The organism is Stenotrophomonas sp. GD03877, assembly GCF_029840555.1.
GTDB classification, from domain to species: Bacteria; Pseudomonadota; Gammaproteobacteria; order Xanthomonadales; family Xanthomonadaceae; genus Stenotrophomonas; species Stenotrophomonas geniculata.
The window spans coordinates 64,574-86,232 of record NZ_JAOCCT010000024.1 but is presented as its reverse complement, the minus strand read 5'-3'; the positions used below and the strand labels follow the sequence as shown (position 1 = coordinate 86,232).

The 21,659-nt window shown below is 66.6% G+C and carries 19 protein-coding genes; 14 read left to right on the top strand and 5 right to left on the bottom strand.

The window, feature by feature from the left end; genetic code table 11:
* Positions 1 to 88: 88 nt before the first annotated feature.
* Positions 89 to 523 (bottom strand): glyoxalase/bleomycin resistance/dioxygenase family protein, encoded by a 435-nt coding sequence (locus tag N5D20_RS17025; RefSeq protein ID WP_010485036.1) that lies wholly within the window; start codon positions 521 to 523, stop codon positions 89 to 91.
* A gap of 338 nt (positions 524 to 861) precedes the next feature.
* Between N5D20_RS17025 and N5D20_RS17020 the strand changes: the two genes are divergently transcribed.
* Positions 862 to 3,657: a glycoside hydrolase family 3 C-terminal domain-containing protein gene (locus N5D20_RS17020; protein ID WP_279914282.1), complete on the top strand. Its 2,796-nt coding sequence runs from the start codon at positions 862 to 864 to the stop codon at positions 3,655 to 3,657.
* A gap of 179 nt (positions 3,658 to 3,836) precedes the next feature.
* On the opposite strand, the gene N5D20_RS17015 is transcribed toward N5D20_RS17020, so the two are convergent.
* Positions 3,837 to 4,742: a LysR family transcriptional regulator gene (locus N5D20_RS17015; RefSeq protein ID WP_019338314.1), complete on the bottom strand. Its 906-nt coding sequence runs from the start codon at positions 4,740 to 4,742 to the stop codon at positions 3,837 to 3,839.
* A gap of 105 nt (positions 4,743 to 4,847) precedes the next feature.
* Here N5D20_RS17015 and N5D20_RS17010 point away from each other — a divergent pair, with 105 nt between their 5' ends.
* The 3 genes from N5D20_RS17010 (at position 4,848) to N5D20_RS17000 (ending at position 8,725) form a co-directional block, all read left to right on the top strand.
* Complete coding sequence (locus N5D20_RS17010; RefSeq protein ID WP_279914281.1) at positions 4,848 to 6,209, top strand: MFS transporter; 1,362 nt, start codon at positions 4,848 to 4,850, stop codon at positions 6,207 to 6,209.
* A complete protein-coding gene (locus N5D20_RS17005; protein ID WP_019338312.1) occupies positions 6,206 to 6,592 on the top strand; it encodes a DUF4440 domain-containing protein in 387 nt (128 codons plus the stop codon). Before N5D20_RS17010 ends, N5D20_RS17005 begins: the two co-directional genes overlap by 4 nt.
* A gap of 222 nt (positions 6,593 to 6,814) precedes the next feature.
* Positions 6,815 to 8,725, top strand: coding sequence for a CocE/NonD family hydrolase (locus N5D20_RS17000; protein ID WP_019338311.1), 1,911 nt, complete (start codon positions 6,815 to 6,817; stop codon positions 8,723 to 8,725).
* 165 nt (positions 8,726 to 8,890) lie between these two features.
* Here the strand turns inward: N5D20_RS17000 and N5D20_RS16995 are convergent, their stop codons facing one another.
* Positions 8,891 to 9,844 carry an AraC family transcriptional regulator gene (locus N5D20_RS16995; protein ID WP_010485049.1) on the bottom strand — a complete coding sequence of 318 codons (954 nt, stop codon included), beginning with the start codon at positions 9,842 to 9,844 and terminating at the stop codon, positions 8,891 to 8,893.
* A 446-nt stretch (positions 9,845 to 10,290) separates the two neighbouring features.
* On the opposite strand from N5D20_RS16995, the gene N5D20_RS16990 reads away from it, so the two are divergent.
* The 8 genes from N5D20_RS16990 to N5D20_RS16955 all read left to right on the top strand — a co-directional run bounded on the left by N5D20_RS16990 (position 10,291) and on the right by N5D20_RS16955 (position 18,848).
* On the top strand, positions 10,291 to 11,049 hold the full coding sequence (locus tag N5D20_RS16990; protein WP_049452746.1) for an SDR family NAD(P)-dependent oxidoreductase: 759 nt from the start codon (positions 10,291 to 10,293) through the stop codon (positions 11,047 to 11,049).
* A gap of 130 nt (positions 11,050 to 11,179) precedes the next feature.
* A complete protein-coding gene (locus N5D20_RS16985; protein ID WP_005410036.1) occupies positions 11,180 to 11,632 on the top strand; it encodes an MgtC/SapB family protein in 453 nt (150 codons plus the stop codon).
* Between the two features lie 224 nt (positions 11,633 to 11,856).
* Entirely contained in the window at positions 11,857 to 13,515 is a 1,659-nt protein-coding gene (lldP, locus tag N5D20_RS16980) for an L-lactate permease (protein WP_227199616.1), read from the top strand.
* Between the two features lie 53 nt (positions 13,516 to 13,568).
* A complete protein-coding gene (gene lldR, locus N5D20_RS16975) occupies positions 13,569 to 14,333 on the top strand; it encodes a transcriptional regulator LldR (protein ID WP_029379987.1) in 765 nt (254 codons plus the stop codon).
* A 4-nt stretch (positions 14,334 to 14,337) separates the two neighbouring features.
* Positions 14,338 to 15,477, top strand: a complete 1,140-nt coding sequence (lldD, locus tag N5D20_RS16970) for an FMN-dependent L-lactate dehydrogenase LldD (RefSeq protein WP_010485059.1) — start codon at positions 14,338 to 14,340, stop codon at positions 15,475 to 15,477.
* Positions 15,474 to 17,180 (top strand): D-lactate dehydrogenase, encoded by a 1,707-nt coding sequence (gene dld / locus N5D20_RS16965; protein WP_279915121.1) that lies wholly within the window; start codon positions 15,474 to 15,476, stop codon positions 17,178 to 17,180. The genes lldD and dld overlap by 4 nt, the downstream gene beginning before the upstream one ends.
* A gap of 92 nt (positions 17,181 to 17,272) precedes the next feature.
* A complete protein-coding gene (locus tag N5D20_RS16960; RefSeq protein ID WP_197598189.1) occupies positions 17,273 to 17,881 on the top strand; it encodes an SMI1/KNR4 family protein in 609 nt (202 codons plus the stop codon).
* Between the two features lie 82 nt (positions 17,882 to 17,963).
* On the top strand, positions 17,964 to 18,848 hold the full coding sequence (locus tag N5D20_RS16955) for a hypothetical protein (RefSeq protein ID WP_197598188.1): 885 nt from the start codon (positions 17,964 to 17,966) through the stop codon (positions 18,846 to 18,848).
* Between the two features lie 96 nt (positions 18,849 to 18,944).
* Here the strand turns inward: N5D20_RS16955 and N5D20_RS16950 are convergent, their stop codons facing one another.
* The gene (locus tag N5D20_RS16950) at positions 18,945 to 19,241 is read right to left on the bottom strand and encodes an I78 family peptidase inhibitor (protein WP_010485066.1); all 297 of its coding nucleotides are present in this window, start codon (positions 19,239 to 19,241) and stop codon (positions 18,945 to 18,947) included.
* Positions 19,242 to 19,412: 171 nt separating this feature from the next.
* Here N5D20_RS16950 and N5D20_RS16945 point away from each other — a divergent pair, with 171 nt between their 5' ends.
* Together N5D20_RS16945 and N5D20_RS16940 are read left to right on the top strand one after the other, a co-directional pair.
* The gene (locus N5D20_RS16945; protein WP_010485068.1) at positions 19,413 to 20,069 is read left to right on the top strand and encodes a hypothetical protein; all 657 of its coding nucleotides are present in this window, start codon (positions 19,413 to 19,415) and stop codon (positions 20,067 to 20,069) included.
* Positions 20,070 to 20,137: 68 nt separating this feature from the next.
* Positions 20,138 to 20,917, top strand: a complete 780-nt coding sequence (locus tag N5D20_RS16940) for a CDP-diacylglycerol diphosphatase (RefSeq protein WP_279915119.1) — start codon at positions 20,138 to 20,140, stop codon at positions 20,915 to 20,917.
* On the opposite strand, the gene N5D20_RS16935 is transcribed toward N5D20_RS16940, so the two are convergent.
* Positions 20,914 to 21,510: a GNAT family protein gene (locus N5D20_RS16935; protein ID WP_224328256.1), complete on the bottom strand. Its 597-nt coding sequence runs from the start codon at positions 21,508 to 21,510 to the stop codon at positions 20,914 to 20,916. The two genes, N5D20_RS16940 and N5D20_RS16935, sit on opposite strands and share 4 nt — an antisense overlap.
* Positions 21,511 to 21,659: the final 149 nt, after the last annotated feature.

Below are 21,659 nucleotides of genomic sequence, written 5' to 3'. Positions count from 1 at the left end.
CCACCCCACAGGAACCCAGCTTTTGCTTCTGCTGTTGCATTGGCCGTTGCCTCTGCGGGTGCCGGGCGCAGCCCGGTCGCGCGCACTCTCACCGCCCGTGCGGATCCGGCCGGTGATGCACGTACTCGACCACCGTGCCATCGGGATGCACCGCATTGAACGCCGCCCCGGTCGGCACCACCTGCAGCGGGAAGATGATCTCGGCACCGGCCGCGACCAGTTTGTCGTGATAGGGCCGAACGTCATCGACCAGCAGCGTCCCCGTGGTCGAAGTGAATGGCGCCAGCGCCTCATCGCAACCTTCGATCAGCAGGAATGCACCGACCATCGCCAGGCGTAGGCCGGCATCGGGAAACGGGAAGCCCGCATCGGCCACCACACCCTGCAACTGCTCGTAGAACGCCACGCTGCGCTCCAGTTCGCCAGGGGCAACGAATACCCGGATCAGCACGCGTGGGCTGCGCTGGGTGGAGGTATCACAGCGGTCACGCCAGAGATGATCGAAGTCGCGGTGTATGTTCATGGGCGGGGTCCAGGGCCGGTGACACCTCATTATCGGCAGCCCCACGCAGCCTGCTGATGACCGCCGGTGATGGCCTGATAACCGCTGGCCGGGTTGCCTCTGTGACTTAGGTCCTGTTGACAGGTGTGAACGCCCTCGCACAATCTTCACAGGATTGGGTCGCCCTGCGCGGCCCGGACAGGCAGGTTGTCACGCCGGGAGGAGGGTCCCAGGCGCAGACCGGCCCGTCCTTCGGCCTGCGGGAGGTTGCCTGGCAATTCCTGCGCGGCATGAACGCTGCACCCTTCGGCGGCACTTTCCCTGGACCGATTGCCTTGGCAACGGAATTACGCCTGCCGATGAAAACGTTTACAAAGCCGCTTGCACTGTCCCTGGCCCTGTCTGTCGCACTGGCCGCCCCGGCCTGGGCCGACCCCGCCGCGTTCACTGTGCTGACCCTGGAACAGGCCCCGACCGCCGAGACGATGCCGGCCCTGGCCGCCCAGCTGAAGACCCTGCAGGTGGACGCGGTGAGCGTGCGCCAGGTGCAGCGCGGCATCGGCCAGGTCGATCCGTTGCAGGTGCTGGCCGATGGCCTGGGCTACGAGTACCGCTTCATCGCCGCCAGCAGTGACGATGGCCAGATCCAGCGCGGCCAGGCCGTGCTGACCCGGCTGCCGATCGCCGCTGAATCCGGCCCGGACCAGCCGGGCCTGAGCTACCTGCGCCTGGACGATGGCCGCCACACGGTGGCGGTCTATACCGATGCCGGTGCAGGTGCCGCGCAGCTGCCAGCGCTGGTCACCCGTTCGCGGCTGGGTGCACCGGCGGTGCTGCTCGGTGCGGTGGCCGGTGAATCGGCCAAGGCCGCAGGCTTCGATCCGGCGCGTGTCGCCCTGGAAGCCGATGCCAGCTATTTCAGCGATGGTTTCCAGGCCGCCAGCAGTGCGCCGTTCAAGCTGGAAGGCAACACCCTGCGCGCCACCCTGCTGACCCTGGCCTATGCCGCCGACAAACATGGCGACAGGCCGTGGATGGACACCACCCTCAACGCCGATGCGCGCGCTGCGCTGCTGCTGAAGGCGATGACCGAGGACGAGAAGTTCCAGATGCTGCACAGTTACTTCGGGCTGGGCAAGGACGGTGGCCCGCTGCCGGAAGGCGCGGTCGGTTCGGCCGGCTTCGTGCCGGCAGTGCCGCGCCTGGGCATTCCGTCGCAGCAGTCGGCCGATGCCGGCGTCGGCGTGACCAATCCGGGCGGCATCCGCCCCGGTGATTTCGCCACGGCGATGCCATCGGGCCCATCCACCGCATCGAGCTGGAACCGGCAGGTCGCCTTCGCGGGTGGCGCGACCATGGGCCGCGAGGCATGGCAGCAGCGCTTCAACATCCTGCTGTCGGGCAGCGTCAACCTGCAGCGTGATCCGCGCAATGGCCGCAACTTCGAATATGCCGGTGAAGATCCGCTGCTGGCCGGTTCGATGGTCGGCGCGCTGATCCAGGGCGTGCAGAGCCAGCACGTGATCTCCTCGATGAAGCACTTCGCGCTGAACGACATGGAGACCCGCCGCAACTTCCACGACGTGCGCATTGGCGAACAGGCCATGCACGAGTCGGACCTCCTGGCCTTCGAGATCGCGCTGGAAGCCGGCCGCCCGGGCGTGGCGATGTGCTCGTACAACAAGATCAACGGCACCTACGGCTGCGAGAACGGCTACCTGATGAACCAGGTGCTGAAGCAGGAATGGAAGTTCCCCGGTTTCGTGATGTCCGACTGGGGTGGCGTGCACAGCGGTTCGAAGGCGGCGCTGGCCGGCCTGGACCAGCAGTCGGCCGGCGAAGTGTTCGACGCGGCGGTGTTCTTCGATGAGCCGCTGCGCCTGGCCGTGCATGGCGGCGTGGTGCCGCAGGCGCGCCTGAGTGACATGGTCGCGCGCATCCTGCGCACGATGTTCCTGCATGGCAACTTCGACAACCCGCCGCAGCACCAGAAGGTCGATGCCGAGGCCGGCTTCGCCGTCGCCCAGCGCACGGTGGAAGAGGGCAGCGTGCTGCTGCGCAATGAAGGCAACCTGCTGCCGCTGGCCGACACGGTGAAGCGCATCGTCATCATCGGTGGCCACGCCGACAAGGGCGTGATCGGTGGCGGTGGTTCGTCGATGGTGGGCGTGACCGCCAAGGGCACCAATGCGGTGCCGGGCGTGCTGCCGACCACCTGGCCGGGCCCGGTGATCTTCCACCCGTCCTCGCCGCTGGAATCGCTGCGCGCAGCGCGTCCGGACGCGACCATCGAGTACGTGGACGGCACCAACGCCGCCGCCGCGGCCAGGGCTGCCGCGCAGGCCGACGTCGCCATCGTGTTCGCCACCCAGTGGGCCGCCGAATCGGTGGATCTGCCGGACATGCAGTTGCCGGACAACCAGGACGCGCTGATCTCGGCGGTGGCCAAGGCCAACCCGAAGACCGTGCTGGTGCTGGAAACCAATGGCCCGGTGCGCACGCCATGGCTGGCGCAGGTGCCGGCGATGCTGCAGGCCTGGTACCCGGGCATCCGCGGTGGCGAAGGCATTGCCGCGCTGTTGACCGGCCAGGTCAATCCGTCCGGCCGCCTGCCGGTGACCTGGGTGGTGGACGAATCGCAGCTGCCGCGCCCGCACATCGACGGCCTCGGCTTCAAGCCGGCCAAGCCGTTCGGTGATGTGTTCGATTTCGATATCGAAGGTGCCAACGTCGGTTACAAGTGGATGGCGGCCAAGGGCCTGAAGCCCACCTTCGCGTTCGGTCATGGCCTGTCCTACACCTCGTTCGCCTATGAAAACCTCAAGGTGAGTGTGGAAGGCTCGCGCCTGGTCGCCAGCGTGGACATTCGCAACACCGGCAAGCGCGCCGGTGCCGACGTGGCCCAGCTGTACCTGAAGCTGCCGGCCGGCAGCACCACGCCGATCCGCCTGATCGGCTATGACAAGGTGCAGCTGCAGCCGGGCGAACAGCGCCGCATCCGCATCGAAGCCGAGCCGAAGACGCTGGCGCACTACGATGCGCAGGCCCGCCAGTGGAAGATCGACGGCGGCACCTACCAGGTGCAGCTGTCGCGCAATGCCGCCGAGCCGCTGCAGACGGTGGACGTGCAGCTGGTGGAGCAGGTGCTGCGCTGATGCCTTGAAGACACGGCCCCGGAAGGGGCCGTGTTTGTTTGTAGATTGCCGCTGCGCTCGCCGGGCACGGCCCGGCGCTACCGGATATCTACTGTAGCGCCGAGCCCATGCTCGGCTGTTGTAGAACGGAGCCGAGCGTGGGCTCGGCTCCAGAACGCCGCGCCCGGCGGACGCCGTCATCACCCGGGCGCGCTGCCAAACCACCCGCGCAGGAAATCGATCAGCTGACGCACCTTTGGCGAGGGCTGCGTGCTGTGCGGGTAGACCGCGTACACGCTCTGCTGCGGGAAGCGGTGCTGGCGCAGTACCGGTCGCAGCCGACCCAGGGCCAGATCGTCCTCGATCAGCCAGCGTGGCAGCACGGTGACGCCGGCACCGGCCACGGCGAAGGTGCGCAGGCTGCTGGCGCCATCTACGCGCACGACCGCATTGCCCGGGTTGGTGGCAAACAGGGCGTCGCTGCCATCCGGTGCCACCACCGGCACATCGGCCAGACGCGGGTAGCCCAGGCGGGGCAGGGAACCCAGCTGCACGGGGTCATCGGCAGCATCGGCAGAGGGCAGGCGTGCCAGCAGGGAGGGAGCCGCCACCGCGCACAGTGGATGGCGTTCCAGTTCGCTGGCATGCAGCCCAGAGTCCGGCAGGCGGCCGAGGCGGATCGCCAGGTCGAAGCGTTCGGGAATCAGGTCGGCCGGTGCCGGTGAGGTCGACAGGTGCAGCTGCAGGGCCGGGTGCCGCGCACGGAACGCCTCCAACGCAGGAATCAAGCGGAGCTGGGCGTACTCCGGCGTGGTGGTCAGGCGCAGTACGCCCTGCAGCTGGTGCTGGTCGCGGCGCGCGGCATCGATCGCCGCCTGGGCGGCGTCCAGCGCCTGCACGCAGTGCTGCAGGAACTGCTCGCCAGCCTCGGTCAGGGCCAGGTGCCGGGTACTGCGCAGCAGCAGGGTCACGCCCAGCTCCTGTTCCAGCCGCTTCAGGTTGAAGCTGACCACCGCGCGGCTGAGGCCCAGGCGGTCGGCGGCGGCGGTCAGGCTGCCGGCCTCGACCACGGCGCGGAAGATATCGAAGCGATCGAGGCTGACCATGGCGATCTATTGTCAAAACAGATTTGACAGTGTTGCAGCTGTCGTCGTGTTTTTCCAACAAGGCCCGCACGGCATGCTGGCCGCTTCTCTGCTGGAGCGCCGCCGATGCCGTCCCCCCGCCTGCGCCATGAGGCGATCTTCCTGCTGGTGTTCGCCCTGGATCTGGTCAACATGTTCATCGCCACGGTGGCCTATCCGGCCTTGGCGGCGGAACTGCACGCTGATATCAGCACCCTGGCCTGGGTCGGCACCGCCTACATGCTGGGCCTGAGCGTGGTGATTCCGTTGGCGCCCTGGCTGGCTGCGCGCTGCGGCGAGCGTCGCTTGCTGCTGGTGGCGTTGCTGTTGTTCGCGGTTGCCGCTGTGCTGGCTGGCGCAGCGCCGGGTATCGGCTGGCTGCTCGGCTGGCGCCTGCTGCAGGGGCTGGCCGGTGGCCTGCTGATTCCGGTCGCGCAGGCCGCGGCGTACCGGCAATGCACGGCGGATCAGCGAGGTGCACTGACCCGGCGCATCCTGCTGGTGGCGTTGCTGGTACCGGCACTGGCGCCCGCGTTGGGCGGGTTGTTGGTGCAGTGGTTGGCCTGGCGCGGCGTGCTCTGGGCCAGCCTGCCCTTGGCGGTGGTGGCGATCGCGCTTGTGCTGGCATGGATGCCGGCCGATGGCGTGCGCAGTGCGCCGCGGCTGCAGGCCTATGCGCTGTCCACCGCGATGCTGGCGCTGGGCGCGCTGCTGCTGGCGCTGACCTGGCTGGGTGAGTCCGGACACCGCGGCGCAGGTGCCGTGTTGTTGCTGGTCGCACTGCTGCTGGCGGTGGCCCACCTGCGGCATGCGCGTCGGCAGGCGCAGCCCCTCCTGCGCTGGTCGTTGCTGTCGCATCGTGGGCTGCGGCTGGCGATGCTGATCTATCTGGCCGTACCCGGTGTATTCATCGGCAGCCAGCTGGTCAGTACCCTGCAGCTCCACCAGGCCGGTTACAGCGCGGCACGCATCGGCGCGCTGATGCTGCCGTGGGCGCTGGCCTCGGCCACTGCGATCACGGCCAGCAAGCGCCTGCTGGCTCGCTTCGGCCCGGCCACGGTACTGCGTACGGGCATGCTGCTGCAGGCCAGCGGCATGCTGTTGATGGCGCTGCTGCCGCAGCCGGCCTTCGCGTTGGCCGCGCTGTTGTTCGCGCTGATGGGGGCGGGCGGCAGCCTGTGCAGCAGCACGGCGCAGACGCTGGCCTTCCATGGCGTGGAGGGTGAAGCGCTGGGCGATGCCAGTGTCCTCTGGAACCTCAACCGTCAACTCAGCTTCTGCCTCGGTACCGCCGCCATTGCGCTGCTGCTGGCATTGGCCATGCAATGGCTGCCGGCAAACGCCACGCGCGTGGCGCTGGGGCTGGCCGCCCTACTGACTCTGCTGCCGATGGTATTGCTGCGTCGGCCGCAATCGATCTCTCTTTCCCAACCCGAGACAATGCAATGACGATGACCGCAGAGAACGAGTTCCATGATCTGATCGCCAAGCTGCAGGCCTGGTTCCGTGCGGAAGCAGCCGCCAGTACGCTGGATGCGCTGATGGATCATTTCTGCACCGACTTCAGCATGGTCGGTATTGCCGGGCAGCGCCTGGACCGCGAAGCCCTGGCCGGCATGTTCGCTGGCGGCCATGGTGCCCGCCCGGGCTTGCGTATCGAAATCGATGCCCTGCAGTTCATTGCGGTGCCGGCACCGTTGGCGATGCTGCGCTACCGTGAAGGGCAGGGCGTTGCTGAAGGTGGGATGGCCTGGCGTGAAGCACTGGCCGTGCTGCGGCAGGAAGACGGCCGTTGGCGTTGGCTGGCGTTGCATGAAGTAACGGCAGCCTGATGTTGTAGAGCCGAGCCCAGGCTCGGCTGCTCTTCGGGGAGGTTGCGGTGGCCCCAGCCGAGCGTGGGCTCGGCTCTACAACGGCCAGATGGATGCGTGCCCGTCGGGCAGCACATGTGCCATCAGTCCTGCCTGCATCCACCGCAGAATGCAAAGCCCGCACACACTTCACGGCTCGGGGCAGGAGTAGGCTTGAGGCTTTCCTGCCGGGAGGGGTTGTCCATGCGTGTGCGTGCCGTCGCTGTAGCCATTGCCCTTTGCCTGTCCAGCACCGTGCTGGCCGCCGATACCCCGCCGATGACCCCGGACATCAGCGGCAAGCCCTTCGTTGCCCCTGATGTCGGTCGCGACTACGACAAGCGCGTGGTGATGGTGCCGATGCGTGACGGCACCAAGCTGTATACGGTGATCGTGGTGCCCAAGGGCGCCCGCAACGCGCCGATCCTGCTGACCCGCACACCTTACGATGCCGCTGGCCGCGCCAGCCGCAGTGATTCGCCACGCATGCGCGACCTGCTACCGCAGGGCGACGAGGTGTTCGTCGACGGCGGTTACATCCGCGTGTTCCAGGACATCCGCGGCAAGTACGGCTCCGAAGGCGATTACGTGATGACCCGGCCGCTGCGCGGGCCGTTGAACAACACCAAGGTGGACCACTCCACCGATGCCTGGGACACCATCGACTGGCTGGTGAAGAACGTACCGGAGAGCAATGGCAAGGTCGGCATGCTCGGCTCGTCGTACGAGGGCTTCACCGTGGTGATGGCGCTGACCGACCCGCATCCGGCACTGAAGGTGGCTGCGCCGCAGAGCCCGATGGTCGATGGCTGGATGGGCGACGACTGGCTCAACTACGGTGCGTTCCGCCAGGTCAACTTCAACTATTTCGCGATGCAGACCGAGAAGCGCGGCAAGGGCACGCCGCTGCCCAGCCTCGGCTACGACGACTACAGCACCTTCCTGCGCATCGGTTCGGCCGGCGACTACGCGCGCTTCACCGGTGTGGACCAGCTGACCTGGTGGAAGAAGCTGGTTGAGCATCCGGCCTATGACGGGTTCTGGCAGGGCCAGGCGCTGGATGCGGTGATGGCGAAAACACCGCTGAAGGTGCCGACCATGTGGCTGCAGGGCCTGTGGGACCAGGAGGACATGTGGGGTGCCAACCATGCCTACCAGGCAATGGAAGGGCGCGACAGCGGCAACAACCGCAATTACCTGGTGATGGGGCCGTGGCGGCACAGCCAGGTGAACTACAGTGGCAGCGAACTGGGCGCGCTGAAGTTCGATGGCGATACCGCGCTGCAGTTCCGCCGTGATGTACTCAAGCCGTTCTTCGACCAGTACCTGGTGGACGGTGCGCCGAAGGCGGACACGCCGCCGGTGCTGATCTACAACACCGGTGAGAACCACTGGGATCGCCTGAAGGGTTGGCCGCGCAGCTGCGACAAGGGCTGTGCCGCCAGCAGCAAGCCGCTGTTCCTGCGCGCCGGCGGCAAGCTGGCGTTCCAGGCGCCGGCGGCGGGCGAGGGCGACTTCGAGGAGTATGTGTCCGATCCGGCCAAGCCGGTGCCGTTCGTGCCGCGCCCGGTACGTTTCGGTGACCGCGACATGTGGACCACCTGGCTGGTCAAGGACCAGCGCTTCGTCGATGGTCGCCCGGACGTGCTGACCTTCATCACCGAACCGCTGGCCGCGCCGCTGCGCATCGGCGGCGCACCGGTGGTGCATCTGCAGGCCTCGACCAGTGGCACCGACAGCGACTGGGTGGTGAAGTTGATCGATGTGTATCCGGACCAGGAAGCGTCCACGCCGGAGATGGGGGGCTATGAGTTGCCGGTGTCGCTGGCGATCTTCCGTGGCCGCTACCGCGAGAGCTTCAGTGATCCGAAGCCGCTGGCGGCCAACGAAGTGCTGCCGTACCGCTTCGATCTGCCCAACGCCAACCACACCTTCCAGAAGGGGCACCGGGTGATGGTGCAGGTGCAGTCCAGCCTGTTCCCGCTGTACGACCGCAACCCGCAGACCTACGTGCCGAACATCTACCTGGCCAAGCCGGGCGATTACCAGAAGGCCACGCAGCGGGTCTGGCACAGCGCGGCACAGGCGAGCTACATCGATCTGCCGGTGTATTGAAGCGGCCAGGGTGACGCCGGGCATGCCCCGGCGCTACCCGGGGATGTGCGGTGTCGGTAGCGCCGGGCCATGCCCGGCGGCGTTGGTAGTGCCGGCCGCTGGCCGGCCTCCGCGATGGCACGGGAGCGTGTCGACTAAGGTCGGCACCTATCAGGGCACCAGCCTTCAGCCCACCTTCGAGGGGCCCGTGCGCCAGCGGCTGGGTACCAGGCCGAAACGTTTGCGGAATGCAGCGGCGAAATTGCTGGGGTGGCGGTAACCACTGGCGGCGGCGGCCTGCTCAACCGTCCATCCGTCTTCGCGCAGCCCCTGTTCGGCGTGGCGCATGCGCTGCTCGTGCAGGTAGTCGAATACCGAGCAGCCGTACTGCTGGGCGAAATGACGGCGCAGCGAGCTCGGGCTCATGCAGGCCAACTGGGCCAGTTCGATCAGACTGTGGGCATGGCTGGGATCGTCGTGCAGGTAGGCGCGCACACGCTCCAGCCGCTCGCGCTGGCCCGCGCGCAGCGTTCGTACATGGTCGGTCTGCAGATCCTCGGCCTTCAGGCCAACGGCCAGCAGCTGCAGTGCGACGCCTTCGCGCCACAAGGCGTCGATGCCGTCCTCCCATGGGCTGTCGAACAGCTGGCCCAGCACTGGCAGCAGGGTATGCGGAATGGCCCAGTGGCGGCATTCCAGGTGGGTGTTGAGCGCGGTTTCCAGCTGCGGCAGATGGAACAGGTCCGGGTCGATCTGGCCGGGCACCATCACGCTGACGCCGCGCATGCGCGTTTCGCCGGGATGCGCACCCGTCATCTCGACCTGTTCGCGGTGGTGCGCGGTCATTGCCGTGCCAGCGCGCAGGGTGAAACCAGCGCGTCGCGGAATGCGCACATCGACCTGGCCCTGCAGCATCACGCGGATGGCCAGGCCGGGACTCTGATGGGCGGTCGCCACATAAGGAAAGCGATTATGGACGTCGGAGGCGATCAGGCTCATGCCGCCGCGCAGGAACTGCTCGTTGACCTCGCCATGGCCGGCCCACTGGTCGTCGCGCAGGTGTTCCGGGTCGGCGCGGTAATCGAAGCCATGGCGGTGGCCGAAGCGGCGGTAATCAGCAAAAGTGAAATATCGGGACATCGCTCGGCACGTGCTTTGGAGGTGGACGCTGGCATTACCTCGCCCACGCACTCTGCAACACAGATGCAGATCCGGTCGTTACCCGTGAGACATGCTGGGAAGCAGTGGCATGGGCACTCTGGAGTGTGGGGGGAACACCAGGTTGAATTGAATGTGTCGGAGAAAATGGAAACGTTTCCCATTGTCGCCTCGATTCGCGCGCTTTTGATTTCAATATGGTCAAAACGATTGACGATTACGGCCAAAGTGAAAATGCCGCCGAACATACGCCAGCGTTTTGCATGCATATCCGCACGCAATTCCATACATCAACTTGAGTTGAGGTTTCATGGCTGGAACGATCCGCCATGGACGCGATGTCAGCCAGGCCATCACGGGCGCACGCGTAGGGTGGGGCGGTTGGCTGTTGCAGGCCACTTCGATACCCCCACTGATGGAGAACGCAGATGATTGACTACCAGCTCACCGGCAAGACCGCGATCGTGACCGGCGGCGTGTCCGGTATAGGCCTGGCTGTGGCGCAGACCCTGGCGGCGTCCGGCGCGCGGATCTCGGTCTGGGATCTGAAGCAGGATGCGGTCGATGCCACCGTGGCGCAGTTGCGGGATGCGGGTGCACAGGCCATCGGCATCGCGCTGGACGTCACCGACGACGCTGCGGTGGAGGCGGCAGTACAGCGCACGATCAAGGAACTCGACGGCCTGCATGTGGCGGTCAACAACGCCGGTATCGGCGGGCCGGCTGCCAGCAGCGGTGACTATCCGATCGATGGCTGGCAGCGGGTTATCGACGTCAACCTCACCAGCGTGTTCCTGTGCCAGCGTGCGCAGATCCAGGCGATGCGAGCCGCTGGAACCGGCGGCAGCATCATCAACATGGCCTCGATCCTGGGCCAGGTGGGCTATGCCGGTTCCACTGCGTACGTGGCGGCCAAGCACGGCGTGGTTGGGCTGACCCAGACCGCCGCTTGGGAACATGCGGCCGACGGCATCCGTGTCAACGCGGTCGGCCCGGGCTTCATCAGCACACCGCTGCTGGAGAAGATGGACCCGAAGGTGCGCGCCACGCTGGAAGGCCGCCATGCATTGAAGCGGCTGGGCACGGCCGAGGAAGTTGCGGCGCTGGTGGCCTGGCTGGCCAGCGACGATGCCTCGTTCGCGACCGGCGCGTACTACGCCATCGATGGTGGCTATCTGGCGCAATGATGCGGTAATCGCAGGCGACGGTGATGCCGGGCAGGGCCCGGCGCTGCCGGGTGAACGGGCTGTGGTGCGGCCTTCACCGTTGTGCCACGGCTGCCGCGCGACGCTCCGGGAAAATCCCGGAGCCTCTCCCATGGAACTCACCCAGGATGTCTCGATCCTGCTGCGCGTGGCCGCAGCCATGTTGTTCGGCGGCGTGCTCGGCGTCGAGCGCGAGATGGGCAAGCACGCGGCGGGCCTGCGCACGCACATGCTGATCGCCGGTGCCGCCGCACTGATTGTCGGCCTCGGCGACTCGGTGGCTGAGCATTTCCAGCAGGAGCGCTATCGCGACCTGCTGCAGGTCGACCCGGTCCGTCTGATCGAAGCGGTGGTGGCCTGTGTTGGCTTCGTTGCCGCTGGCACCATCCTGCGCGGCTCACGCGAAGACCAGGTCAGCGGATTGACTACCGCAAGCTCACTGATCATGGCGGCGGCCATTGGCATCGCCGTGGGCATCGGTAAATACGTGATTGCGATCGGCGTCAGCGTGCTGTGCGTGCTGGTGCTGGCGGTGATGCGGCGGTTGGAGAAACGGATCTCGTAAGGAATCTCGAGTTGCCGGCCAGCGGCCGGCACTACCATGGCGGCCTGAATGGTCGGACCAATATGGCATCTAGCGCTATGGTCTAATAGGCTCTTCGTCGGAGTGGCGGTTAAATCCGCTGCAAGTGGTCTGATCGAAATCTTTATTGGTACGACCAATAATCGACAGTCACGGCGACCCACCGCCTGCGGTGGGGCACCTTCCGCATCCAGTCGAGAGTCTTCATGCAGCCCTGGCAACACCTGTACGACCCCGCCGGCAACCTGTGGTTGTCCAGCCTGATCGCGCTGCTGCCGATCGCGTTCTTTTTCATTGCCCTGGCCGTGCTGCGCATGAAGGGCTGGCTGGCCGGCACGATCACCGTGGCCATCGCACTCGGCGTGGCCCTGCTGTTCTACGGCATGCCTCTGAGCCAGGCACTTGGCGCGGCCGGCTTCGGCTTCGTCTATGGCCTGTGGCCGATCGCCTGGATCATCATCGGTGCCGTATTCCTCTACAAGGTCTCGGTCAAGACCGGGCAGTTCGACATCATCCGCGCCTCGATCCTCTCGGTCACCGAGGATCAGCGCCTGCAGATGCTGATGGTCGGCTTCGCCTTCGGTGCCTTCCTGGAGGGCGCGGCCGGTTTCGGTGCGCCGGTGGCGATCACCGCGGCACTGCTGGTCGGGCTGGGCTTCAAGCCGCTGTATGCCGCCGGCCTGTGCCTGATCGTCAACACCGCGCCGGTGGCGTTCGGTGCAATGGGCATTCCGATCATCGTGGCCGGGCAGGTCACCGGCCTGGATGCATTCGAGATCGGCCAGATGGCCGGCCGCCAGCTGCCGTTCCTGACCATCATCGTGCTGTTCTGGATCATGGCCATCATGGATGGCTGGCGTGGCATCAAGGAAACCTGGCCGGCGGTGCTGGTCGCGGGTGGCTCGTTCGCTATCGCACAGTACCTCACCTCCAATTTCATCGGCCCGGAACTGCCGGACATCACCGCGTCGCTGGCGTCGCTGGTGTGCCTGACCCTGTTCCTGCGTCGCTGGAAGCCGGTGCGGATCTTCCGCTTCGATACCGAAACCAGCGCCGAGGCAGCTGCACAGGCACTGGAAGCGCCCCGCTACAGCGTTGGCCAGATCGCCAGGGCGTGGTCGCCGTTCCTGATCCTCACCGCGATGGTCACGCTGTGGAGCATCAAGCCGTTCAAGTCGCTGTTCGCGGCGGGTGGCCCGCTGGAAAGCTGGGTGCTCAAGATCCCGGTGCCGGGCCTGGACCAGATGGTGCAGAAGATGCCGCCGATCGTGGATGCACCGTTGAGCTACGAAGCCGTCTACAAGTTCGACTGGTTCTCGGCCACCGGTACCTCGATCATCCTCGCTGCGGTGATCGCGATCATCGCGCTGCGCATGCCGGCCCGTTCGGCGCTGCGCACCTTCGGCGAAACCGTGCGCGAGCTGCGCATGCCGATCTACTCGATCGGCATGGTGCTCGCCTTCGCCTTCATCGCCAACTATTCGGGCCTGTCGGCGACGCTGGCGCTGGCATTGGCGCACACCGGCGACGCGTTTCCGTTCTTCTCGCCGTTCCTGGGCTGGCTGGGCGTGTTCCTGACCGGTTCGGATACCTCGTCCAATGCGCTGTTCTCGGCCCTGCAGGCAACCACCGCGCAGCAGATCGGCGTGTCCGACGTGCTGCTGGTGGCGGCCAACACCACTGGCGGTGTCACCGGCAAGATGATCTCGCCGCAGTCGATCGCCATTGCCTGCGCAGCGGTCGGCCTGGCCGGCAAGGAATCGGACCTGTTCCGTTTCACGGTCAAGCACAGCCTGATCTTCACCACGATGGTCGGCCTGATCACCCTGGCCCAGGCCTACTGGCTGACCTGGATGATTCCCTGAGCCATGCACGGTTGGCCGACCACCCGCTGCGCGCTTCGGGCCACAATGGCGCCATGAGCACGCAACGCATTTCCGACAAGGTGGCCGCACAGCTGCGCGGCCTGGTGCATGAACAACAGCTGCAGCCCGGTGACCGGCTGCCGGCCGAGCGCACCCTGGCGGTGCAGCTGGGGGTCTCGCGCACGGCGTTGCGCGAAGCCATCGCGCAGCTGGCCAGCCAGGGCCTGCTGACCGCACGCGTCGGTGGCGGCACCTATGTAGCCGAACCTGCGGCGCGCGCGCGGCAGGCGCTGGATGAACCGCTGGCGCCGTACCTGCCGCTGTTCCAGGGCGACCCGGAATACCGCTTCGACGTGCTGGAGATCCGCCACGCGCTGGAAGGTGCCACCGCCTGGCATGCCGCATTGCGCGCTACCGACGAGGACCGCACGCGCATCGCGCAGGCCTTCCAGACCATGATGGACGCGCACGGCAAGGACGACCCCACCGGCGAAGCGGAGGCCGACGCGGCTTTTCATCTGTCCATCGCCGAGGCCTCGCACAACCTGGTGCTGCTGCAGGTGATGCGCGGCCTGTTCGAGCTGCTGCAGACCAACATCTCGCAGAGCCGCGAAAAGCTCTACACCTCGGCGAGGACCTTCTCGCCGCTGTCCGACCAGCACCGCGAGATGATGGACGCGGTGCTGGCAGGCGACCCCGAACGCGCGCGCGCCGCCGCGCATGCCCACCTCGAGTTCGTGCACACCACGCTGCGCACCCTCGATGACAACGAAGCCCGGCGTGCGCGGGCCTCGCGTCTACCTTCCCCACACGGTTGACCCCATGATCATCTCCGCCTCCACCGATTACCGTGCCGCAGCGCAACGCCGGCTGCCGCCGTTCCTGTTCCACTACATCGATGGCGGCGCGTATGCCGAGCACACGCTGAAGCGCAACGTTTCCGACCTGTCCGACATCGCGCTGCGCCAGCGCATCCTGCGCAACATGTCCGACCTGAGCCTGGAAACCGAGCTGTTCGGCGAAAAGCTGGCAATGCCGGTGGCGCTGGCGCCGGTCGGCCTGACCGGCATGTATGCCCGGCGCGGTGAGGTACAGGCGGCGCGCGCGGCCGACAGCCGCGGCATCCCGTTCACCCTGTCCACCGTATCGGTGTGCCCGATCGAGGAAGTGGCACCGGCCATCCAGCGGCCGATGTGGTTCCAGCTGTATGTGCTGCGCGACCGCGGCTTCATGCGCAATGCGCTGGAGCGGGCACAGGCCGCGGGCGTGACCACGCTGGTGTTCACCGTGGACATGCCGGTGCCGGGTGCGCGCTACCGCGATGCACACTCCGGCATGAGCGGCCCGAACGCCTCGCTGCGCCGCATCGGCCAGGCCATCACCCATCCGCACTGGGCGTGGGACGTGGGCCTGTTCGGCCGCCCGCATGATCTGGGCAACATTTCCACCTACCGCGGCAACCCGACCGGGCTGGAGGACTACATCGGCTGGCTGGGCAGCAACTTCGATCCGTCCATTTCATGGAAGGACCTGGAATGGATCCGCGAGTTCTGGAAGGGCCCGATGGTGATCAAGGGCATCCTCGACCCGGATGATGCGCGTGACGCGGTGAAGTTCGGTGCCGATGGCATCGTGGTCTCCAACCACGGTGGCCGCCAGCTGGACGGCGTGCTGTCCACCGCGCGCGCACTGCCGGCGATTGCCGATGCCGTGCAGGGTGATCTGAAGATCCTCGCCGATTCGGGCATCCGCACCGGCCTGGACGTGGTGCGCATGCTGGCATTGGGCGCCGACACCGTGCTGCTGGGCCGTGCCTTCGTCTATGCGCTGGCCGCCCAAGGCGAGGCCGGCGTGGCCAACCTGCTGGACCTGATCGCCAAGGAGATGCGCGTGGCGATGACACTGACCGGCGCGCGCCGCATCGCCGACATCGGCCGCGATTCGCTGGTCAGCCTGCCGTGAGTGGCCACGATGCCGTGCTGGCGCAGTTGCGCGACGCGGTCGGCAACCGCCATGTACTGACCGGCGACAAGGCCACGCGCCGCTTCCGCCGTGGCTATCGTTTCGGCGACGGCCCGGTGCTGGCCGTAGTGCGCCCGGGTACGCTGCTGGAACTGTGGCGCGTGCTGCAGGCAGCGGTGCAGGGTGGGGCGGCGATCATCCTGCAGGCGGCCAATACCGGCCTGACCGGTGGCTCGACCCCGGATGGCAACGACTACGGGCGGCCGATCGTGCTGGTCAGCACGCTGCGCCTGACCGGTATCCAGCTGTTGAACGAAGGCCGCCAGGTGCTGTGCCTGCCCGGCGCCACGCTGGACCGGCTGGAGCAGACGCTGGCACCGCTCGGCCGCGAACCACATTCGGTGATCGGCTCGTCCTGCATCGGTGCGTCGGTGCTGGGCGGCATCTGCAACAACTCCGGCGGCGCGCTGGTGCGCCGTGGCCCGGCCTATACCGAGCTGGCACTTTACGCGCAGGTCGACGCGGAGGGCCGGTTGCAGCTGGTCAATCACCTGGACATCGCGCTGGGTGATACGCCCGAGCAGATCCTGCAGCGCCTGCAGGCCGGTGACTACACGGCCGCCGACGTGGGCAATGGCGACGGCCGTGCGGCTTCCGATTCACGCTATGCCGAGGAAGTGCGCAAGGTCGATGCCGATACACCCGCACGTTTCAACGCCGATCCCAGTCGCCACTACGAAGCGGCCGGTTCGGCCGGCAAGCTGGCGGTGTTCGCGGTGCGCCTGGATACCTTCGAGAAGGAGGCCGCCGAGGTCTTCTACATCGGTAGCAACCGCACCGGCAGCCTCACTGCGATCCGGCGCCAGCTGCTGACCGGCTTCGAGCGCCTGCCGATTGCCGGTGAGTACATCCACCGCGATGCCTATGACATCGGCGAGCGCTACGGCAAGGACAGCTTCCTGCTGATCGACCGCCTTGGCACTTCCCGCGTGCCCGCCGCGTTCGCGTTGAAGAGCCGTGTCGATGGCTGGTTCGAGCGGTTGGGCCTGCGCGGCGTGACCGACCGTGTGATGCAGGTGCTGACCGGCCTGCTGCCCTCGCACCTGCCAAAGCGCATGGGCGAGTTCCGGCAACGCTACGAGCATCACCTGTTGCTGAAGGTCTCTGCCCAGGACGCTGCGGAAACCGAGGCCTGGTTGCGCGGGTTCTTCGCCGGCCACGAAGGCGGCTATTTCCACTGCACGGCGGAGGAGGGGCGCAAGGCGTTCCTGCATCGCTTTGCCGTGGCCGGTGCCGCAGTGCGCTACCGTGAAGTGCATCGTGACCAGGTGCAGGACATCGTCGCGCTGGACATCGCGCTGCGACGTGACGACGCCGACTGGTTCGAACAGCTACCGGCGGATATCGACGGCCGCCTGCTGCACAAGCTGTATTACGGACACTTCCTGTGCCACGTGTTCCACCAGGACTACATCGCGCGCAAGGGCGAAGACGCGATGGAGATCGAGCACGCGATGTGGGCACTGCTGGACCAGCGCGGCGCCGAGTATCCGGCTGAGCACAACGTCGGCCACCTGTACCCGGCCAAGCCGGCGCTGGCCGGGTTCTACAAGCAGCTGGATCCGAGCAATACGTTCAATCCCGGTATCGGCCAGACGTCGAAAGCCAAGGGCTGGGGGAGCTGCGACTGTAGTGGGCACTAGCGGCGTACTCTCCGAAAATTCGGATTTCTTGCATTCCGCACTGATCGGGTTGGTACTAGGCTGAGGTCTTGGCCGAGACGGATACAGAACCAATGCAGAGTGCAGATCAGATATGGGCGTCCATCAAAGCGTCGCTTCATGAGAAGAGTTGTCTGGATGAAGTGCAGTTGCGGCCGGGAGCCTCCGAAAGCGAGTTGGTTGAACTGGAGGCTCAGCTTGGAGTCGCTTTGCCAGATCTGCTAAGGCAGCTGCTGATGATTCACGATGGGCAGGATGGGGTTGGGCTTCTGTTCGGCAGTCAGATGCTCTCGTCCGTGGAGATCAGGCGGCAGTGGCACGGTTGGCGTGAGATCGAGGCCGACGGCATGAACGAGGAGTGCGCGGAGTTCATGAAGTCGAGTCCCGCGGGGGTGGTGAAGCCGATGTACACCAATGCGCGTTGGATACCGCTGACTCACGATGGTGGCGGCAATCACATGGGATTGGATTTCGATCCCGACATTGGCGGTGCTGAAGGACAGGTGATTGCCTTTGGTGGGGATGAAGACACCAAGTACCTTCTCGCTCCGACTTTCGCTGAGTTCGCTGAAAAGGCTGTGGAGTGGATCAGTCAAGCAAGCTGGGATGGTGAGAATTTCGAGTCGCCAACTGATGACGGCTTCGCTCCTCCGGCCATTCTCCGGACTGCTGGCGGGGCGTAGTTGGGAGCGCCGTTCTGACAGGTCGCGATCGTCCTGTTACTCCTGCGCTACCATCTGGATTCCACGAGCAGGAATCTCCTCCATGCCCATCATCGTTGTCCGCACGATCGTGTGCGTTGCACTACTGGCTCCCCCGGTGCTGGTGCTGGCCCAGGGCTCGATCCTGCCGCAGCAGCGCGATGCCGCCGGCAACGTGATGGAGCCGCTGGGGCCGGTGCTGATCGCGAGTGAGACTGGGCCGTCGGGGCTTTATGACTGCACGCGGGACGGCAACTGGTGCGTGCGCGTGCAGCCGGTCGCTGAGGAGGGTGACCGGCCGACCGTGCTGGAAGTGCTTGAGAAGGGGCCGGGCCAGGGCAAGCCTCACACCTACCACGTCAGCATCGACGTGTCGCAGGAAAGCGAGCTGTCGCTGTGGCCGTGGATCGTGCGCCTGGCCCCGGGCGTGGGCAGCGATGAAACAGTGACCGACCCGCAGCAGCGCACCCGCCAGAATGTGCTGGTGGGCGGCATCGTCACGTTCAGCACCATGTACTCCGGTGGCGGTGCCGACGCGTCCACGCTGCAGTTGGCACGCGTGCGCCACCTGCAGGACGACATCCAGGTGGACGATGATGTGCTGACCCTGCCATGGCGGGGTAACGCGATGATCCGCGCCTGTTTCAGCGAACAGGACAGCAAGCAGCGCGCAGGCGCCTGTCACGACGAGTACGGCTTCTCGGCGAAGCTGGCGCTGGATACGGCTGCCGAGGGCATGCCCGTGCTGCGCTACCAGACCGTGGCGACCCGGTTCCCGGCCGGTGTTTCGCGCTTCGAGGATTCGCTGGCCAAGGGGCCGCTGAAGAAGAAAGACCTGCGCACCGAGCAGGATCCGGCGTGCACCTATACGCGGTTGTTCCACTTCCGCGAGGGCATGTTCCACCCGGACCAGGCGCTGCCGGACTGCGCCGGCTATACCGAACCCTGAAGTGTAGAGTCGAGCCATGCTCGACTCGGGTTCTCGCGTGGCCCGGCCGCAGAGCAGCCGAGCGTGGGCTCGGCTCTACAAAAACTGAGGCGGCGCTTACTCGCAGCGGGTGGCGGTGATGACGTTGTCCTTGTCCACGAACACGCGCAGGCGGTCTTGGCGGATGTCCTTGGTGGTGATGGTGCTGGGGCCGATCGGGTTGACCAGGCCGGCACCACTCTCGCGGGACAGGCGGCGGATGTTGGGCTCATTGGCCGGCTGGCCGATCGCCCAGCCCAGCTGGCTGGCGTCGCAGCGGCCGCTGCCTTTGACTTCCGGGCCAGGGGTGCTGACGCAGGCCGACAGCAGCAGGGCAGAGGCCGGCAGCAACAGGGACAGACGGAATGCGGACATGCGAGCGCTCCTGCGCAGGGGAAGATGGCGGGAACGATAGCACCGAGCGTGCGAAAGGCGTCAGCGCCCCGGTCATTGCCGGCACAGCGTGGTCATTGCATAGTGGGAGGAATGGCTGGTAGTACGCCAGCGGGCAGGCCGGGCCTTTCCGGCGCAGGTGTTGGATAGGGTATGACGGCAGGCAGTTTCCGCGGCAAGGACAAGACGATGACGGCGCTGGCGTTGTCGTTGCTGGGCGTGGCGTTTGCCGCCTGCGCTGCCGATCCGGAACCCGTGCCGGTCGAATCCCCGGTATTCGGCGCCTGGCGCAACCTGCAGACTGAAGCGGGCTACGCGCCTGCGCAGCGCAATCTGGCGTTTGCCATGCTGCCGCAGGCGGCCACCCGCGGTGACCGTTTCGCCATCCTCGATCGTGAGGGCAAGCGCGCGGTGTGCTGCCTGCAGGTGGCCAGCCCCTCGCTGGGCGTGGCCGCGCTGCGCGAGCAGTACCACCTGCCGCAGGCCTGGGTAACCGACCTGAGCAATGGCCGCAGCCCGGCACGTCCCTATGTGCCGCACGTCTATGCGATGCAACGGGTGGACGAGCTGGCCGACTACAGCTTCGCCGATGTGCCTGGCGCCTACAGCGACCTGGGCGGGCTGCTGATTCCCGAAGGTGCCGCGCTGGAGGCCGACGGCAGCGCCGTCCGCCTGGGGGACATTCGCTATCCGCTGCATTTCCAGCGTCAGCCGCACGCCGATGACGACGGCGCGCTGGATCGCTACAGCCTGCAGGCGGGTGAGGGCGAGGCACCGATCGTGGTTGAAGTGCCGTTCGGCACCTACTGATTGCAGCTTCGCACTGGCTAGAATGCAGCGCGGCGCTGTCTGCCGTGCCTGCTCCGTGAGTCGTTTCCGTGTCCTTGCGCCCCTTCCTGCTGCCGTCCCTGCTGCTGTTGTCCGCCTGCGCCAGCGCGCCGCCGCCGCCGCCGGCCCATTCCGACGCGTTATGGCGATTGATCGAACGTGACTGCCAGGGCGCCGAAGGTCCACGCGGCGACTGCCTGCGCGTGGAGACGGCCGCGGATCGCCGCGATGTGCTGGTCAAGGACGCGCACGGCGACTACCAGTTCCTGCTGATGCCGCTGGACAAGGTCAGCGGTATCGAGAACCGCCGCCTGTACCAGCGTGGTGCACCGAACTACTTCGCTGCAGCCTGGCAGGCGCGCAGCCACACCGAACAGGCCTTGCGGCAACCGCTGCCGCGCAACGTCGCCAGCCTGGCCTTGAACTCGCCGCACGGCCGGTCACAGCACCAGCTGCATATCCATGTGGATTGCCTGCGTGCCGACGTGCTGCAGGCGCTGGACACGCATGCTGCCGCCCTCGGCAGCCGCTGGGCACCGTTGCCGGTGCTGCTGCGCGGCCATCAGTACCAGGCCCGCCTGCTGCCGGGCGCGGAACTGACCGCCAATCCGCTCAATCTGTTGGCCTATGACCTCGCTGGCGTGTACGACGTGGGCCAGTGGAGCCTGGTCGTGGCCGGCCGGGACGAGGTGCAGGGCGGCCCGGGCTTCATTCTGCTGGCGACCCGTGTGGACGCCGGCACCGGCAACGAGGCCAGCGCTGAAGAGCTGCAGGACCACGCCTGCTCGGTGTTGACCGGCGCAGGCGCGTCGCTGGAGCGGGTCCGCTAACCCTGGGGCTGCTGGCGGCTTCGCCAGACCGGTGCGGTCAGCGCCAGCAGCTGGCGATCCTGCCAGCCCTCCAGGTCCAGATGATGGTCGCGCAGCAGGCCTTCCTGCTCGAAGCCGAAGGCGTGCAGCGCAGTGGCGAACGGGTCATTGCAGTCCGGTGGCAGCATCACGAACAGGCGATGCAGGCCGACATCCTCGAACAGGAACGGGCACAGCGCCCGCAGCGCCGCGTCGGTATGCGGGTGCCAGTGTTGCAGCGACAGCAACTCGGCGCTGCGCGCATGCAGCGACTGCAGGCGGATGTGCAGCTGATCCAGCACAGTGCCGTGTTCGTCGTCGAACACCCCCAGCAGCAGCTGGTCGTTGTCCTGCTCCAGACGCGAGCGATGCATGTGGGCGAGAAAGCGTGCCTCCTCGTCGATGTCGCCGGGGTGACGGCGGCCGCGCCGGCGGCGGTCATCGAACAGGCGCCAGCGCGGCAGGTCGGTACGCTGGAAGGGGCGCAGGGTGACCGGTGCGGCCTGCAGCTGCAGCAGGTGACGGCGCAGTACCGGGCGCAACGGGGGAAGGAGGGAGGTGGGATACGGGGTCATCATCCCCGGCACGATGGCCGTGCCCGCAGCGCCACACCATTCAAAACATTGCAAAAGTGTGGCGAATGGCACTGCGGGTCTGATTCGGTTCAGGCATAAGGCCATCAGGCCTGGTCATTTCCGTTGAAACCCCCCATTCAGGACACTTT